Here is a 15,522-nt window from a genome sequence, read left to right as displayed (position 1 = left end):
TCAAATTCGAAGTACATCATTGAAGGGAAGACACCATGAAGGCAGTACGGTTCCACGAGACAGGCGGTCCAGAGGTTCTCCGCTACGAAGACACCGAGCGGCCCGTTCCGGGCACCGGTGAGGTGCGTGTCAGGGTTGCCGGGTCTGCGTACAACCCGGCAGACGGAGGCATCCGAGGCGGTTTCCTGCCGTTTCCGGTGACGCTCCCCCACGTTCCTGGCTACGACGTTTCCGGCACGATCGACGCGCTCGGTGACGGGGTGAACGGTCTCACCGTCGGCGAGAACGTCGTCGGGTTCATCCCGATGACCGCGGACGGATCGGCGGCACAGTATGTCGTCGCGCCGGCGGAGTCATTGGTGAAGGCCCCATCGAGTATCCCTCTGGTAGATGCCGCCGGGGTGCCCTCTGTCGGGCTCACCGCGTGGCAGGCACTGTTCGAGGCGGGCGACCTCACGGCCGGTCAGCGAGTGCTCATCAACGGCGCCGGCGGCCCCGTAGGCGGGTACGCGGTTCAGCTCGCCAAGCGTGCGGGCGCGTTCGTCATCGCCACCGCGAGCCCGCGAAGCATCGAGAGCGTCACGGCATCCGGCGCGGACGAGATCATCGACCACACGGCGACCACGGTGCTCGATGCAATTACTGAGCCCGTCGACATGCTGCTCAACCTGGCCCCGATCAGCCCCGAGGGGTTCACCGCCCTGGTGGCGCGGGTTCGAGACGGCGGCGTGGTGGTGTCCACGACGCCGACCGTGCCGACGCCCGGCGACGAGCAGCGACAGGTTCGCGCGGTCACGATCTTCCTTCACCCCGACGCGGATGCGCTCACGCAACTCGTCGCCCTGATCGACAGCGGTGAGCTGACCGTCGAGATCGCAAGGCGTGTGCCGCTGAGCGAGCTGCCCGCGATCCATCGGCAGGCCGAAGCAGGCGAGATCCACGGCAAGGTCGTGGCCGTGCCGCCCGCGGCCTGACCTCTACGCCTGAATGGTGGAGCTAAGGAGATTCGAACTCCTGACCTCTTCGATGCGAACGAAGCGCGCTACCAACTGCGCCATAGCCCCTCAAACTGCTTAGCTACGATATCACGCGTTCACGGGAGGGCGCGGACACGCCTGGTGCCGTGCCCGCCCTTCCTGTGAGCGACGTCAGGCGCCGAGAGCCGCGCGCAGGCCCGCCTCGAGCGATGTGGTCGGCCGCCCGATAAGCCCGTTCAGTTCACCGGATGTCTCGGCGAGCGCCCCGTCTCGGATGTTGCCATCCAGCGCTACCACGAACCCGGCCGTGCCCTCGTCCAGTCCTGCCGCTGTGAGGATCGCGAGATGCTCTTCAGGCGTCACGGCCTCGTAGCTCACCTCGCGGCCGACGATCGTCGCAATGGTGGCGGCCAGCTCATCGAAGCTCCAGGCCACGTCGCCGGAAAGTTCATACACCGCGTTGTCGTGACCGGTTCCTGTCAAAACCACGGCCGCGGCATCAGCGTAGTCGGCACGGGTGGCACTGGCGACACGGCCAGCACCAGCGCTGCCCACGACCGTGCCGGTCTTGCGCGCCTGCTCGAGCGTGGACACGTAGTTCTCGGTGTACCAGTTGTTACGCAACAGCGTGAAGGGGATGCCGGAGTCACGAATGAGCTGCTCGGTGACCTTGTGCTCGGGCGCGAGCACCAGCTCGGAGGTGTCGGCATGCGGAGCGCTCGTGTACACGATGCGTGCTACCCCGGCCGCCTTCGCAGCGGTAACGACATTGGTGTGCTGGGCCACACGCTGTCCGACCTCGCTGCCCGAGACGAGCAGCAGGGCTTCGGCGCCCTCGAATGCCGCACCGAGAGTCTCGGGCCTGGTGTAATCGATCTGCGCGACACGCACACCACGGGCGGCGAGGTCATCGAGCTTCTGCACGGTGCGACCGACCGCGACGATCTGCTCGGGCGCGGTGCCCCGCCTCAGCAGGGCCTCGACAGCGAGGCGGCCGAGGTGGCCGGTGGCTCCGGTGACGACAAAAGACATAGTTCTCCCTTTCGGTGGTGTACCGGATACAACGCAGCGCAGCCGGGTCTCTTCCCGAGGTGACGCAAATCGACGTTCGTTCGCGAACGAAGGTCGATATCTGTCACCTCACCTCTCAGAAGTGCCCGGTATCTCGGGGGGCCCGTTCTCTACAAGTGGGGCGCCACAACGCGGGCACGTCTCGGGCAGTCGGCCCTCGACCAGAAAACCACACTCGGGGCAGACGTTCTGCAACCAGCAGGCGGGGTCCCCGCCCTCGTCGCTCATCAGCCCGCGGCGCGACGACGACGCAGCGCCGCATCCAGATCGATGGATGCGCCCTCGGCGCCATTCACGATGCCCATGCTCGCAAAGCGGCTGGGTGCGGCCGGCGTCTCTGGCGTCTCAGCCACGGCAGCGGGCGCAACCGAGACGGCAGCCGGTGTCGCCGCCGGACGCAGTCTCGGCACCGCAGGCTCCAGCTCCGCGGCACGTCGCGCGAGATCCGCAGCGGCGGCCGATCTGCGCAGCGCGACCACGGCATCCACCGACGCCATGGCGCCGGCAGCGGCGGTACCCTGCGACTGGTACAGCGGCTTGGGCAGCGGACGTGGTGTCCAGGTGGGCGCCGCGACCTCCGGGGCTGCCTCGACATGATCGGCATGGTCGAACAGCTCGTGTGAGGTGCGAGACGGAGCCGACGCGCGAACGGCGGTCGCCGCGCGCGTTGAGCGAGCCAGGGCGCTCAGCGTGATGACGCATCCGAGCGCCACGACGAGCGATGCTGCGAGCACGAGCCAGGTTGCCAGCGCGAGCACCGCGTAGACGCCGAAACCCGCGCCGAGAAGCGAAAGCAGCATCACGAGCGAAACGCTCGCTCGCGCGCGACGGATGCGACGGCGACGGTCCACGGCCTCGGTGCCGGTCTCCGCCGGCACGACAGGCATCCGCACCACGGGCATCGCGGCGCGCGCCGCGGCCGCGGTCGCCTGTGCACGAGCCGTGGCCTGCGCGGCGGCGAGCGCGTCTTCTGCAGCCTTCGCGTCGGCCTCTGCGCGTGCCAGCGCCGCTGCACGAGCCTCGGCCTCACGCAACAGCTTCTGCTGCTCGGCCACCGTGCGGGCATTCGCCTCGAGTCGCACCTGCTCCGGCACCTCGGATGTCTCGGCCAGGATGCGCAGCGTCTGTTGCAGTCGCACCGCGTTGCGCTCGGTGGCGAGGTACTCGCGACGGCGCAGCCAGGTGGGAATCAGATAGACGAGCCAGAGCGCAGCGGCAGCCAGAACGACCAGCCCACCGCTCCAGACTCCACCCATGGCTCTACGGTAAGGGCGACGCCTCGAGAACGGCCGCTGGATTTCAGGTGTGTCATCGATCTCGTGCGACGGGAAGCGGGAATGCGGCGGCCGCGCGGTCCTCGCTCGTGACGGTTGCGGCATCCGGTGCAACATTGCCATCGAGCCAGCGACGCAGAACGCCCTGCCCCAGTTCTTCGGTCACCAGCGCAAAGCAGAAGTGATCGCGCCAGTCGCCATTGATGTGGATGTAGCGACGGCGCAGGCCCTCATAGCGAAAGCCGAGCTTCTCGACCACGCGCAGGGACGCCTGGTTCTCGGGCCTGATGCAGATCTCCATGCGATGCAGGCCCAACTGGTAGAAGCAGTAGTCGGTGGCGAGCGCCACGGCGGTCGGTGTCACGCCACGGCCGGCGAATCGCTCGGCCACCCAGTAGCCGATGGTCGCCGACGACAGCGAGCCGTAGGTGATAGACGACACGTTCAGCTGCCCGCCGAGTTCGCCGTCGCATTCAATGATGAACGGCAGCCCATGACCCGCACGCGCATTGGCCTGCAGAGAGCGGATGCTGGCGCGAGTATCAAAGCTCGTCGGCGCATACGGGCTGGTCGCCTCCCACTTGCGCAACCAGCTTCGGTTGTCGAGCAGGGAATGCTCCAACGGCTTAGCGTCGCGCAGGCGCACCGGCCGCAAGGTGACCGGCCCCTCGCTCAGAGTGGGAATGACCATGATTCGCCGGTCAGTGACCGTTGTCGGTCGCGGGCTTCTCGGAATCGAGGTTCGACGCGAATGCCTTCAGCCAGGGGCGCAGTCCGGGGCCGAGGTCCTCGCGGTCCACGGCAAGCTGCACGATGGCCTTGATGTAGTCGAGCCGGTCTCCCGTGTCGTACCGACGGCCGCGGAAGATGACGCCGTAGACGCCGCCCGTGCCCTCGACGTCTCCCGCCATCTCCTGCAGGGCATCCGTCAGCTGAATCTCGCCGCCCTTGCCGGGTTCGGTGCGCTCGAGAATCTCGAAGACCTCGGGGCGCAGCACGTAACGGCCGATGATGGCCAGGTTCGACGGTGCGACGTCGGCATCGGGCTTCTCCACCAGTCCCGTCACTCGCACGACGTCGTCTTCATCGGTCGTCTCAACGGCCGCGGCCCCATACATGTGAATCTGGCTCGGGTCTACCTCAAGCAGGGCGACAACGGTCGTGTTACGACCCGCCTGCACCTCGAGCATGCGCTTCAGCAGCACGTCGCGGCTGTCGATGATGTCGTCACCGAGAAGCACCGCGAACGGCTGGTTGCCCACGTGCATCTTCGCGCGCAGCACCGCGTGACCCAGCCCCTTCGGGTCGCCCTGGCGCACGTAGTGCATATCGGCGAGATCCGTGGAGTAGTTCACCTTCTCCAGGCGGTCGGTGTCGCCCTTACGCTCGAGAGTTGCCTCGATCTCGGTGGCCCGGTCGAAGTGGTTTTCGAGGGCGTTCTTGTTGCGCCCAGTGATCATCAGAACGTCGCTGAGCCCGGCATCCACGGCCTCTTCGACCACGTATTGAATCGCCGGTTTGTCGACAACGGGCAGCATTTCCTTGGGCATTGCCTTCGTCGCAGGAAGGAAGCGGGTGCCGAGCCCCGCCGCAGGAATGACGGCCTTGGTAACTACGTTTGCCATGTGGGTAGATTATCCGCATTTATGATGGCGTATATGAGCGAAGAACTCGGCAACCAAAAACGCGCACTCCGCGCGGAGCTTCGCGAACGCCGCCAGAACATGACCAGCACCGAGAACGCCGCGGCCACGGCGGGCATCACCCGGCACCTCATCGACCTCGCCACTGACCTTTCCGCTCGCTCTATCTCCGCCTATCTGTCGACCCCGACGGAACCGGATACCCGCCCTTTTCTCAATTGGGCGAACGACAACGGTGTGCGAACGCTGCTGCCGATCAGCCGCGAAGACGGACTGCTTGACTGGACCACCGGTGACGGCGAAACCGAGATGGAAGGCCTGTTCGGCATGCCCGAGGCCGTTGGAGAGCTGCTCGGCCCCATCGCCATCAACGATGTCGACCTCATCCTCGTGCCCGCCGCCGCCGTCGGCAAAGATGGCCTGCGCATGGGCTGGGGGCGCGGATACTACGACAAGATGCTCGGCAGCATGGAGAAATGCCCCCCGGTGTACGCGATTCTCTACGACGCAGAGCTGCTCGACGCGGTGCCACGAGAGAAGCACGATCAGCCCGTCGACGGCGCCGTCACGCCGAACGGAATCGTGCAATTCACCTGAAGCTGAACCACGGATGCCGCGCGCGGCATCCGCATCACTGACACCATTTGAGAGTCGAGACTGACATGCCCACCTATTCATACAAGTGCACCGAATGCGGAAATGCCTTCGACGCCCAGCAGGCATTCACGGATGACTCGCTGACGACGTGCCCCGTTTGCGGGGGAACACTGCGTAAAGTCTTCAATACCATCGGCGTTACGTTCAATGGTTCCGGTTTCTACCGGACGGACTCACGGGCGAGCACCTCACACTCGGAACCCCCGTCACGACCCGCTACCAAGGAGGCGGCAGCCGCTGGAAAGTCCAGCACCCCCGCGGCATCGCCCGCGACGTCATCATCCAGCTCAACGAGTTCGAGCAGTTCGAGCAGTTCATCCAGTTCAACAAGTAATACCTCGTCATCAGGGAAGTAGGGGAAACTCATGATTAAGGGATTCAAGGAATTCATCCTCCGCGGCAATGTGCTCGACCTCGCTGTTGCGGTCGTCATCGGCGCTGCGTTCAGCACGGTGGTGACAGCGCTCGTCGAGAAGGTGTTCAACCCGCTCATCGGCGCTCTCTTCAACGCAAACAGTCTGGCGACGGCATTCCCCGTGGTTATTCCGACCTCGTCGGGCGGCCATGCCACGCTGTACTTCGGCGCGGTCATCGCGGCACTGATCAACTTCCTGATCGTCGCCGTCATCATCTACTTCGTTTTCGTGATGCCGATCAATGTGTTCAAGGAGCGCGCGGCGGCCCGCAAGGCAGCGGGAGTGCCGGAGGCCGAGGATGTGCCGGCCACCGAGCTCGATCTGCTCGCCGAGATCCGCGACCTGCTGGCCCGCGCGCCCGAAGACACCACCGGCGGCAAGCACCAGGGCTAGTCACCCAGACCGTTCACACACTACGGCGGCCGGTTCCCCTCGGGGACCGGCCGCCGCGCTGTTCCCGCGCGCCGCCTCCCCGCCCGGTCCGCCCGCCTGCCCCCTCCACCCGCGCCTGTGTCCAAAACGACGGAGATTTTGCCCGGAACGCACAGAAATCATCGGAAAGCGTCGCATCCGGGCACTTTCTCCGTCGTTTTGTACACACGCGCGGGGCGGGTCAGCCCCAGTGCGGAGGCACGTCTTCGCGCAGGCGGGCGTCGTTGGAGTCGCCACGAGGAGCCTGGGCTGCGCCCGTGTTATCGGATGCTCGTGCCGGCGTGACAGCGCGTGGCACGCGCTTCGGGGTCGGGTCGGCGCCCGCGGCCCCCGGCCGCTGCACGCGGCGATGCCGTCGCCCACGCTCCGTGTCAGCCATGCTTCAAGAATAGCCGCGCGGTGTTCGCCGAACGCCTCGCGCTCCCGCGCCCTGCCCGGCGATCAGACGGGGATGTGGATCGGCGCCGTCTCGGTGCTCACATCGGTCACGCCGATGAGACGCGAGACGCGGGCGGCCACGGCATCCGGATCACTGAAGAGTTCGAAACTGTGCACGCGCAGGTAGTGCCAGCCGAGCCGTCGTAGCACCTCGGGTCGCAGTCGCAGCGATTCGCGCAGGCTGCCGTCGTTCACGATGCTGTCGGTCTCGACAACGACCGCCCGGCCGGCGTGCGAGGCAACGAGCGACAGCTTGCCCCGGTGACCGAGCTGAACTCTCAGTCCACGGCGCTCAAGCCTGGCGGCCAGATCGACCAGCATCGGCTCGCTCCGCACGGGCGTGTGCTCGGCGCTTTCGAGCGCCTCGGCCTCGCTGAGCAGCTGCGCGAGAGCCCGGATGCCGTAGCGCATGCGCGACTCGTCGATGTCTTCGGGGCGGAAGCAGGAGACGATGTCCATCGAACGCCGCGCGCGCGTCATGCCGACGGCGAGCAACCGCTCGCCACCCGGCTCGGCCAGCGCACCGAAGTTCGACAGCAGGCGACCGTGCGGAGTGCGCCCATAGCCGATGGAGAAAATCACCCGGTCGCGGCTCTGCGCCACCGACTGCTCGAGTGTGACAACGGTGAACGGCTCGGCGCGATCCTTCAGAATGAAGTCGGCCAGATCCTTGCGCTTGGCGAATGCCGCGAGCACCGACTGGTGCACGCGCACCGCATGCCGCGTGCTGGCGGTGATGACCATGAGCGATTCACGCGGTCGGTTGACGGCGTGGTCCATGACCAGCCCCACCACCTTCGCCACCTCGGCGTCGACGCTCTCGACCGCCCCGCTGTCTTCGTCGGGCATGCCGTGGCCGCCCTCCACGTAGTTGAGGCTGAGGCTGCCGTGCCCGAGGAACGTTCCCGCCCAGGGCAGGCAGTCGATCTTGTCACCGTAGAAGCGGCGATTCACGAGGTCGGCAAGGTCTTCGCCGCCCGCGCGATAGCTACGCGTCAGCGTGAAAACCGGCAGCAGTTCGCTGAGCTGCGCGAGCGCCGAATCCGCGTGCAGGGCGTCGACATCCTGCTCGCCATGCGTCTCGGATGTCTCCCCCACCGCGATCTCGAACGGTGACGGAGTCTGCGTGACCGGGTCCCCGAAGGCGACCACCTGGCGGGCGCGGCGAATCACACCAACACTCTCCGCCAGTCCCGACGCTCCCGCGTCTACCAGGAAGACGGCATCAAATGTCACCCGGTCGCTGATCTGGGGTACCTCGTACGGCGAGGCCAGCCACACGGGAGCGAGCGAGCGCGACAGGTGCGGCGCAGCGGTTTCCAGGCTCTCGGCCGTGGTGCGGTCGGAGGTAAGCAGACGACGCAACTCGGCCGCCTCATCCGCCCAGTCGACCACGCCGATCTTCCACGTCTCGGCCAGCTGCCATGCCAGTTGCTGCCCCGTGGCGGATGCGTGCGCCTCGTCCACGAGACGAAAATCGGCCTCGAGACGATCGAGCACGCCCGTGTTGGCATTCAACAGGGCACGTTCATCGGCCAGCAGCGTTTCGAGCACGGACTGCCACCAGGCCAGGTCGAGTTCGGCCGCGACTTCGCGCTCGGGAACGTGCCGCGACGAGAGATCGGCGAGAAGCGGGTCGAGGTTGAGGCTGCGCAGCGTTGCCAGCAACGCGGTGCGCTCCTGCAGATTCGCGAGCACCTGCGACTCGGCCGCGAGCCCGGCGACCATGGCCGTCAGCTGCGGTATCGGCATGAGCGCGAGCGAGGCGGGCGTCGCGAGCCGGCCGAGCGGGGCATCCAGTCGCGCAATGTCCTCGGAAACGCGCTGGTAGGCCACCTGCACGTCGGCGGTTCCGACCGGCACCTCGGGGGTGACTCCCGCGACGGCGAAACGCTGCCACAGCGTTCGCTGCTGCTGGATGCGACGCAGACTCTCGTTGAGATCGGTCACGTGCACCCCGGGGCGCACGTACTCGAGCGCGAGCTTGCGCAGGCGTCGACGGTTCGCACCCGACATGCCGGGAGCCTCGCGACGGTTCGCCGTTGCAGCTATCAGCTCGGCGAGGGAACGGTCGTAGACGGACGGCCTGAACCGGTCGAGGGTCTCGCGCACGTCCAGCAGCAGCCGCAGGTACACGCCCAGCTCGGTGATCGACTCGAAGGGGCGCATGCGCGTCTGCCCGATGACGGCGTTCGCGCGCTCAAGCAGCCGCGGCAGTTCCGTGCGGTTGAGCTTCTTCGCGAGCTCGTGCGTGGCGGATGCCTCGGAGCTCGAGGTGAACGACGCGCCGTACCAGGGCGAGTCATTCGGGCCGTAGCGGAACTCGCCCAGGGCTGCCGCCTTGCTCAGTGTGGCTGCGGCGCTCTCCCTCTTGCCCGCGAGTGCCTCGATCGAGGCCCGGTCGAGGCGAGCAGTGGTCGATGGAGGCGTCGCTCGCTGCGACAGCGCTGCCAGCTCACCGAGGGCATCCAGCACCGAGACGCCGAGCGCCGGGTCGCGACGGCCGAGCGCCCTGCGATAGTCGAGCAGAACCTTGCGCAGGCGCACGAGGGCATCGTCCACCTCGCTCGCGCGCGGCTGGGTCACCTTCTCGCTGCGGGTGATTGAACGGATCACGTCGCGACGCAGCGTGCGCGGGCTCACCGCCATTCCGGTCAGGCCCACCTGTTCCAGGCGGTGGGTGATGCTCTCCAGGCTCGATCGCCGGGGGCTCACGACGAGCACGCGTTTGTGCTGGGCGACGAGGGTGCCGATGGCGTTGACAATTGTCTGCGTTCCACCGGTGCCCGGCAGCGTCTTCACCACGAGAGAATTGCCCGCCCCGATCTGGGCGACCACGTTTTCCTGTTCGTCGTCGGCGTCAAGCAGAAGGGTGTCGGTGGACGGCGGGCGATGGTCGGCATCCACCGTCTCGACCGGGTGGAAGGATTCCTCCACCCGTCGACGGGCCGAAGCGTTGCCGGCAAGCGCATCGAGAACGGTGCACTCGAGGTCAGCGGCATCCGCTCTCATCGCCCTCGCCACATCGGCGAACGACGAGACGACCAGGCGCGGCTGCACGTTGAACCAGGGCAGGTGCGAGGTGAGACCGCGCAGCCTGTCGATCACCGGTTGCGGCTTGAACACGCCGTTGCTCACAGAGAGCGCGACGAAGGCATCCGCGTCGAGAGTGATCTGGAACTGTTCGTGCAGCGCGCGGGCCAGCTCGGGGTTCAGAAAAGTCTTGCCGCGCAACTTCAGCTCGTAATCCCGGCCGTAGCGGCGGATCGCCAGCGGACGCAGCAGCACGGGTGCAGTGAATTCGTCACCGTCGTGGCGCCACTGCGCGAGCCCAATGGCCAGATGTACGGACTCCAGGCCGCGCACCGAGCGCAGTTCGATGCCCTTGGTGGTGATGGCGTTCGCGGCCAGACGCGCGTTGCGCAGCGCCAACTCGTCACGAATCAGGCTGGAGAGCAACGTGTTCTTGCCAGTGATGAACGGCGGCAGGCCACCCGGATGCGTGTTGCTGAGTTCAATGCGCGTGCGCGGCCCGTCCACGAAGTGCAGCAGCGGAGAGCGCCCGCCCAGGCTCTCGAGCTCCGCGCGCCAGCGCTGCCACACCGGATCGGCAACGTTGCCCGCCAGAATCGACGGATCGCCCAGACTGAGCGTGTGCGGAGCCGTCGTGTTCTGCGGGTGGAAAGCGTCGTCGCTCACGTCATCCGACATCATGTCGTCTTCATCGTGATTTCTATCGAGTCGCCACACACGGCCACACTACGTGGGCACGCGCGGGAATCCCGGTAACACGGGGGAGTTTCGCGCGACTCGCGCCCCGGCTCACTCCTGGAGGTATCCCTCGAGCTCCGGGCACTCCAGCATCTTGAGCGCGCGGGCTTCGATCTGGCGCACGCGCTCACGCGAGACACCGAGCAGCTTTCCGACTTGTTCAAAAGTCATGGGGCTGCACCCGTCGAGTCCGTACCGGTGGGTCACGATCTCTGCCTCGCGTTGAGGCAGTGCGTGCACCCTCTTATGCAGTTCATCGTTGCGCACCCCGATGCTCACGATCTCGGCGATCGGTTCGGCGTCACCGTCTTCAATGAGGTCGCCGAGTTCGGAGCCCGAATCTTCGCCGGTCGGGCTGTGCAAGGAAACCGGCTCACGGTCGACCCCGAGCAACCTGCGCACCTCGCGGCCATCGAAGCCGGATTCGACGGAGAGTTCCTCCAGCGTCGCCTCGCGCCCCAGTTCCACGGTCAGCTCGCGCTTGATTCTGGCCAGCTTGTTGATCTTCTCCATGGTGTGCACGGGAACGCGGATGAGGCGCGCGCTGTCGGCCATGCTGCGCGTGATCGACTGGCGAATCCACCACATGGCGTATGTCGAGAACTTGAAGCCCTGCGTGTAGTCGAACTTCTTCACGGCACGGTCGAGCCCCAGGTTGCCCTCCTGGATGAGATCCAGCATGGGCACGCCTCGTCCGGTGTAGCGCTTGGCCACGCTGACGACGAGCTTGAGATTGCTACACACGAATCGCTGGTTGGCTGCACGGCCCTCGCGAATGAGTGTCGCGAGCTCGCGGCGCAACTCGGGGTCGGCATCCGGCGTGGATGTCAGACGCTCCTGCGCGAAGAGACCGATCTCGATGCGGCGCGCCAGGTCGATTTCCTCCTCGGCGGTCAGCAGCGGAAAACGACCGATCTGCTGGAGGTAGTCGTGCACCCCATCGAGGGAGCCATTGGCGATCGCGGCCGGTCGTGCTGCTCGTCGCGGCGACGCAACTGAAGGGGCGGAGCTCGGAACGGCTGGCGCTACCCGGCGATCAGTGATCAATGCGGTATTCGACATTCGTTTGCCTTTCTGCGTTCTGACGATCTGTGGATTTCGTTCGCCTCTGCTCAGTGCAAGCCTCGGGTGTTTCCCTTTTGGGGAGAACGCCCTCTCTCTCTAGTTCTAGTTATTTTTAACCGAGTTGTCCACCCTCACAAAAGGGCTTGTCTTCACTTGATGTCGTGTGGTATTTAGGCGAAGATTGCCGCCTTGGCCCCCTTGCAGGGCCCGGGCGCGGGGGTACCGTGAGAGTGACCATGACCGATCCAGCGCGAAGCGACGCACGCGAGAGAATCCTCTCCGCCGCCTATGACTTGTTTTCGCAACGAGGCGTGCGCGACGTGGGAGTCGATGAGCTGATTGGTCGATCGGGTGTCGCGAATGCGACTTTCTACCGGCACTTCCCCTCGAAGGATGATCTGGTGATCGCCTTTCTGCAGCGGCGGGAGCAGCTCTGGACCCTCGGCACCATCGTCGCGCAGGCGCTTGAGCGCGCTGGCACGGCACGCGAGCAGCTGCTCGCCGTCTTCGATGTTTTCGATGAATGGTTCCGGCGTCGGGACTACGAGGGCGACCCCTTCGTGAACGTGCTGCTGGAAATGGGGCCGAAGCACGCCCTTGGCCACGCAAGCCTGCAACATCTCGATACCGTGCGCCGCATGATCCGGCAACACGCTGAGGCGGCGCAGTTGCGCGATCCGGAGTCGTTCGCGCGTTCATGGCAAATTCTCATGAACGGTTCCATCGTGGATGCCCGCATGGGCGACATCGACGCCGCCAAGCGCGCCAAGGCGATGGCCTCGCAGTTGATCGAGCAGCACGCCGCGGCGTGAGGACGGCCTTACGCCACCCGGTAGTGTTCCGCGTCGGCGCGACGCAATTGCAGTCCCAGCCCCGGCGCATCCGAGTCGGGGCGCACCCAACCGCCCCCGGGATCGAGGGTGCCGTCGAAGAACAGCGACTCGATGCGCACGTGATCGTGGAACCACTCCAGATGGCGGGCATTCGGCACAGTGAGCGCCACGTGCGCGTGCAGATGCGGCGCGCAATGAGCCGAGATCTGCAGTCCGAAGGATGCCGCGATGCTCGCCGCCACAAGCCAGCCGGTGACGCCGCCGCAGCGCGAGGCATCCGCCTGCAGGCAATCAACGGCGCCGGACTGGCACATGCGGCGAAAATAGCCTGGGTCACCGCCGTACTCACCGGCGGCGACGTCCGCGCCCACGGCACCACGCACGAGGGCCAGCCCGGCGAGGTCGTCTGAGGAGACCGGCTCTTCGAGCCAGCGCACCTCGGCCTCACTGGCCGCCTGCATCACACGGATGGCCTGTTTGGCGGTGTAGCCGCCGTTGGCGTCGACGAAAAGCTCGGCCCCGTCGCCAATGACCTCGCGCGCCTGCGCGATGCGGCGCAGGTCCCGCGTCTCGGCCGAACCCCACGATTCGCCGATCTTGATCTTCACCCGCGGAATGTGCTGCCCGTGCGCCCAGCCGCCGAGTTGCTCGCGCAGCCTGCCCTCGTCGTACGTCGTGAAGCCGCCGCTGCCGTAGACATCGACCTCCTCGCGCACGGCCCCGATCAGTCGGTGCAGCGGCAACTCGAGCAGCCTGGCCTTGAGATCCCACAGGGCCACATCGACGGCGGAGATCGCATACCCCGCGATTCCGGTGCGGCCCATGTTGCGCACCGCCCGCACCATCGCGTCGAAACGTGCACCGACGTCGAGGGCGCTGTGGCCGATGACGAGTGGTGCGAGGGTGGCGTTCACTATCGCAGCGCACGCAGGGGGGCCGTAGGTCCACCCGGTCCCGACGGTAGAACCCGAGCGCAGCTGCACGAGCACCATCGTCGTCGAATCCCAGGCGATGGTGCCGTCGGCCTCCGGCGCATCCGTCGCAACCGTGTAGACCTGAACATCCACGCGCTCGACCACCGGATCGTCTGCAGGCGAACCACTCATGTCAGTCGCTCTTCTTCTCACGATCCTGCCCGATGTGCAGCTTTCCCTTCACGCGCTCGATACCCTCCGTCACGACGGCCTCGGCGGAATCGCGAATGGCCCCAACCCCGTATGGGTCGCCCTTCAGCAGCGCCGTCGCGGTGTTCTTGGCGAATTCCCGCGTGATGTGGGGCGGAAGCGGCGGCACATTCTTACTCGTGTATGCGTCGATGACCGTGATGCCGCGGTTGGCGAACGCGGCATCCCACGCCGCCGCCACCTCATCATCGCTCTTCACCCGGATGCCGGTGAAGCCGAGCAATTCGGCCCACCCCGCGTAATCCACCGACTCCACGGCCTGCGAGGTGGTCCACACCGGGTTGGCGTCTTCGGTGCGCATCTCCCACGACACCTGGGTGAGGTCGTCGTTGTGCAGGATCATGATGATCAGCTGCGGGTTCTCCCACTCCTTCATATATTTTTTGATGGTGATCAGCTCGTTCATGCCGAGCATCTGGAAGGCGCCATCGCCGATCGTGCAGATCACGCTGCGGTCGGAGTACGCGAACTTCGCCGCCACCGCGTACGGCATGGCGGCCAGCATGCTCGCGAGCCTGCCGGAGAGATCGCCCATCATGCCGCGGCGCAGTCGAATGTGATGACCGTACCAATCGGCTGTCGAACCGGCGTCGGCCGTCACGATGGCCTGGGGCGGGAGACGCTTGTTGAGCTCGTGGTAGACGCGTCGCGGGTTGACGCCGTCCTCGACGCTCACCATGGCCTCGGCCTCCATCTCGTTCTCCCACTCGATCATCTCCTCGGCAACGGTGTTCTGCCAGGAGAGATCGGTCGTCTGTTCGAGGTGGGGAATGAGCGCCTCGAGGGTCGCCTTGACGTCGCCCCACAGGTTGAGCTCCGTCGGATACCGCAGGCCCATCTGCTCCGGCTTCAGATCCATCTGGATGGCCCGAGCCTGACCGCTGGCCGGCAGAAACTCCGAGTACGGGTAGTTGGTGCCAAGCAGAACCAGCGTGTCGCATCCGCTCATCTGGTGCAGGCTCGGCAGCGAGCCGAGCAGCCCCAGCTGCTGCGAGTGGTAGGCAACATCCGAGGGCACCACCTGCTTGCCGCGCAGCGCGGTGATGACGCCAGCGCCGCAGAGTTCCGCGGCGGCGAGTACCTCGTCCGTCGCCCCATTCGCGCCGTGGCCGACGAGGAACGTCACCTTCTTGCCGGCGTTGATGATGGCGGCCGCCTTCAGAATCTCGCTCTGCGGCGGCACTATGGAAAGCGACGGGGCGACAGCGCTCGAACGGGAAACCCAGTGGGTCGGCTTGAGCTCCTTCATCTTCAACGACTGCACGTCGTGAGGAAGGATGATCACCGCGGGCCCCAGCCGCACCCGCGCCGTGCGGAACGCCGTGTCGACGACCGCCTGCGCCTGGTCCGGCGAGACGATGGTTTGCACGTACACCGCGACATCCGCGAAGGTGCGTTCCAGATTGTTCTCCTGCTGGGTGAACGTGCCGAGGGAATCCAGCCCCTGCTGCCCGATGATCGCGACGACGGGTTGATTATCCGACTGAGCGTCGTAGAGCCCATTGAGCATGTGGAATGCCCCGGGGCTGGAGGTCGCGATGCATACGCCAACCTCGCCGGTGAACTTCGCGTGGGCCGTCGCCATGAGCGCGCAGATCTCCTCGTGCGTCGGGCGCACGTACTTCAGCCCTTCGCCGTCGCGCTCGGCCTTGCCGAGCGCGCCGTCGAACTCTCCGATGCCGTCGCCGGGAAAGCCGAAGACTCGGGTGACACCCCACTGCTTCACCCGCTCGATCACGAATTCGCTGACGGTTGTCATAT

Annotated in this window: 14 protein-coding genes, 1 tRNA gene and 1 pseudogene; 5 read left to right on the top strand and 11 right to left on the bottom strand. The window is 66.1% G+C overall.

What is annotated here, in order from left to right:
* The first annotated feature begins 35 nt into the window (after window positions 1-35).
* Window positions 36-974: an NADP-dependent oxidoreductase gene (locus tag ASC63_RS08765; protein ID WP_055812050.1), complete on the top strand. Its 939-nt coding sequence runs from the start codon at window positions 36-38 to the stop codon at window positions 972-974.
* Between the two features lie 14 nt (window positions 975-988).
* Here the strand turns inward: ASC63_RS08765 and ASC63_RS08760 are convergent.
* The 5 genes from ASC63_RS08760 to galU all read right to left on the bottom strand — a co-directional run bounded on the left by ASC63_RS08760 (window position 989) and on the right by galU (window position 4,947).
* Window positions 989-1,064 (bottom strand) — tRNA-Ala (locus tag ASC63_RS08760).
* 84 nt (window positions 1,065-1,148) lie between these two features.
* Entirely contained in the window at window positions 1,149-2,009 is an 861-nt protein-coding gene (locus tag ASC63_RS08755; protein WP_055812049.1) for an SDR family oxidoreductase, read from the bottom strand.
* A 266-nt stretch (window positions 2,010-2,275) separates the two neighbouring features.
* A complete protein-coding gene (locus tag ASC63_RS08750) occupies window positions 2,276-3,304 on the bottom strand; it encodes a hypothetical protein (protein WP_055812046.1) in 1,029 nt (342 codons plus the stop codon).
* A gap of 52 nt (window positions 3,305-3,356) precedes the next feature.
* Window positions 3,357-4,013 carry a GNAT family N-acetyltransferase gene (locus ASC63_RS08745; RefSeq protein WP_055812044.1) on the bottom strand — a complete coding sequence of 219 codons (657 nt, stop codon included), beginning with the start codon at window positions 4,011-4,013 and terminating at the stop codon, window positions 3,357-3,359.
* Between the two features lie 10 nt (window positions 4,014-4,023).
* Window positions 4,024-4,947 carry a UTP--glucose-1-phosphate uridylyltransferase GalU gene (gene galU / locus ASC63_RS08740; RefSeq protein ID WP_055812041.1) on the bottom strand — a complete coding sequence of 308 codons (924 nt, stop codon included), beginning with the start codon at window positions 4,945-4,947 and terminating at the stop codon, window positions 4,024-4,026.
* Window positions 4,948-4,980: 33 nt separating this feature from the next.
* On the opposite strand from galU, the gene ASC63_RS08735 reads away from it, so the two are divergent.
* Window positions 4,981-5,562, top strand: coding sequence for a 5-formyltetrahydrofolate cyclo-ligase (locus tag ASC63_RS08735; protein ID WP_055812037.1), 582 nt, complete (start codon window positions 4,981-4,983; stop codon window positions 5,560-5,562).
* A 65-nt stretch (window positions 5,563-5,627) separates the two neighbouring features.
* A pseudogene (locus ASC63_RS16805) lies at window positions 5,628-5,768 on the top strand (FmdB family zinc ribbon protein); the annotation flags it as partial.
* 14 nt (window positions 5,769-5,782) lie between these two features.
* On the opposite strand, the gene ASC63_RS16800 reads toward ASC63_RS16805, so the two are convergent.
* Entirely contained in the window at window positions 5,783-5,989 is a 207-nt protein-coding gene (locus ASC63_RS16800; protein ID WP_055812034.1) for a hypothetical protein, read from the bottom strand.
* On the opposite strand from ASC63_RS16800, the gene mscL reads away from it, so the two are divergent.
* A complete protein-coding gene (mscL, locus tag ASC63_RS08725) occupies window positions 5,988-6,431 on the top strand; it encodes a large conductance mechanosensitive channel protein MscL (protein WP_055812031.1) in 444 nt (147 codons plus the stop codon). The two genes, ASC63_RS16800 and mscL, sit on opposite strands and share 2 nt — an antisense overlap.
* A 220-nt stretch (window positions 6,432-6,651) precedes the next feature.
* Here mscL and ASC63_RS16285 read toward each other — a convergent pair whose 3' ends face one another.
* From ASC63_RS16285 to ASC63_RS08715, 3 genes are all read right to left on the bottom strand, one after another.
* The gene (locus ASC63_RS16285; protein ID WP_157487642.1) at window positions 6,652-6,849 is read right to left on the bottom strand and encodes a hypothetical protein; all 198 of its coding nucleotides are present in this window, start codon (window positions 6,847-6,849) and stop codon (window positions 6,652-6,654) included.
* A gap of 62 nt (window positions 6,850-6,911) precedes the next feature.
* On the bottom strand, window positions 6,912-10,622 hold the full coding sequence (locus ASC63_RS08720; protein WP_442915054.1) for an AAA family ATPase: 3,711 nt from the start codon (window positions 10,620-10,622) through the stop codon (window positions 6,912-6,914).
* Between the two features lie 108 nt (window positions 10,623-10,730).
* Complete coding sequence (locus ASC63_RS08715; protein WP_082487419.1) at window positions 10,731-11,741, bottom strand: sigma-70 family RNA polymerase sigma factor; 1,011 nt, start codon at window positions 11,739-11,741, stop codon at window positions 10,731-10,733.
* A gap of 239 nt (window positions 11,742-11,980) precedes the next feature.
* Here ASC63_RS08715 and ASC63_RS08710 point away from each other — a divergent pair, with 239 nt between their 5' ends.
* Window positions 11,981-12,556 carry a TetR/AcrR family transcriptional regulator gene (locus ASC63_RS08710; protein ID WP_082487417.1) on the top strand — a complete coding sequence of 192 codons (576 nt, stop codon included), beginning with the start codon at window positions 11,981-11,983 and terminating at the stop codon, window positions 12,554-12,556.
* 8 nt (window positions 12,557-12,564) lie between these two features.
* On the opposite strand, the gene ASC63_RS08705 is transcribed toward ASC63_RS08710, so the two are convergent.
* Window positions 12,565-13,683, bottom strand: a complete 1,119-nt coding sequence (locus ASC63_RS08705) for an enolase C-terminal domain-like protein (protein ID WP_055812022.1) — start codon at window positions 13,681-13,683, stop codon at window positions 12,565-12,567.
* A gap of 1 nt (window position 13,684) precedes the next feature.
* The gene (locus ASC63_RS08700; protein ID WP_055812019.1) at window positions 13,685-15,520 is read right to left on the bottom strand and encodes a thiamine pyrophosphate-requiring protein; all 1,836 of its coding nucleotides are present in this window, start codon (window positions 15,518-15,520) and stop codon (window positions 13,685-13,687) included.
* Window positions 15,521-15,522: the final 2 nt, after the last annotated feature.

The organism is Leifsonia sp. Root112D2, assembly GCF_001424905.1.
Classification (GTDB): domain Bacteria; phylum Actinomycetota; class Actinomycetes; order Actinomycetales; family Microbacteriaceae; genus Root112D2.
Note: the sequence above shows the minus strand (reverse complement) of the source record. Positions and strands in the feature narration are given on the sequence as shown.

Excerpts from the sequence above, each read along its gene's own strand:
- ASC63_RS16285 (WP_157487642.1), bottom strand. The coding sequence starts at position 6,849 with ATGGCTGACACGGAGCGTGGGCGACGGCATCGCCGCGTGCAGCGGCCG.
- galU (WP_055812041.1), bottom strand. The coding sequence starts at position 4,947 with ATGGCAAACGTAGTTACCAAGGCCGTCATTCCTGCGGCGGGGCTCGGC.
- mscL (WP_055812031.1), top strand. The coding sequence starts at position 5,988 with ATGATTAAGGGATTCAAGGAATTCATCCTCCGCGGCAATGTGCTCGAC.
- ASC63_RS08745 (WP_055812044.1), bottom strand. The coding sequence starts at position 4,013 with ATGGTCATTCCCACTCTGAGCGAGGGGCCGGTCACCTTGCGGCCGGTG.
- ASC63_RS08700 (WP_055812019.1), bottom strand. The coding sequence starts at position 15,520 with ATGACAACCGTCAGCGAATTCGTGATCGAGCGGGTGAAGCAGTGGGGT.
- ASC63_RS08755 (WP_055812049.1), bottom strand. The coding sequence starts at position 2,009 with ATGTCTTTTGTCGTCACCGGAGCCACCGGCCACCTCGGCCGCCTCGCT.
- ASC63_RS08750 (WP_055812046.1), bottom strand. The coding sequence starts at position 3,304 with ATGGGTGGAGTCTGGAGCGGTGGGCTGGTCGTTCTGGCTGCCGCTGCG.
- ASC63_RS08765 (WP_055812050.1), top strand. The coding sequence starts at position 36 with ATGAAGGCAGTACGGTTCCACGAGACAGGCGGTCCAGAGGTTCTCCGC.
- ASC63_RS08715 (WP_082487419.1), bottom strand. The coding sequence starts at position 11,741 with ATGTCGAATACCGCATTGATCACTGATCGCCGGGTAGCGCCAGCCGTT.
- ASC63_RS08735 (WP_055812037.1), top strand. The coding sequence starts at position 4,981 with ATGAGCGAAGAACTCGGCAACCAAAAACGCGCACTCCGCGCGGAGCTT.
- ASC63_RS08705 (WP_055812022.1), bottom strand. The coding sequence starts at position 13,683 with ATGAGTGGTTCGCCTGCAGACGATCCGGTGGTCGAGCGCGTGGATGTT.
- ASC63_RS08720 (WP_442915054.1), bottom strand. The coding sequence starts at position 10,622 with ATGATGTCGGATGACGTGAGCGACGACGCTTTCCACCCGCAGAACACG.
- ASC63_RS08710 (WP_082487417.1), top strand. The coding sequence starts at position 11,981 with ATGACCGATCCAGCGCGAAGCGACGCACGCGAGAGAATCCTCTCCGCC.
- ASC63_RS16800 (WP_055812034.1), bottom strand. The coding sequence starts at position 5,989 with ATGAGTTTCCCCTACTTCCCTGATGACGAGGTATTACTTGTTGAACTG.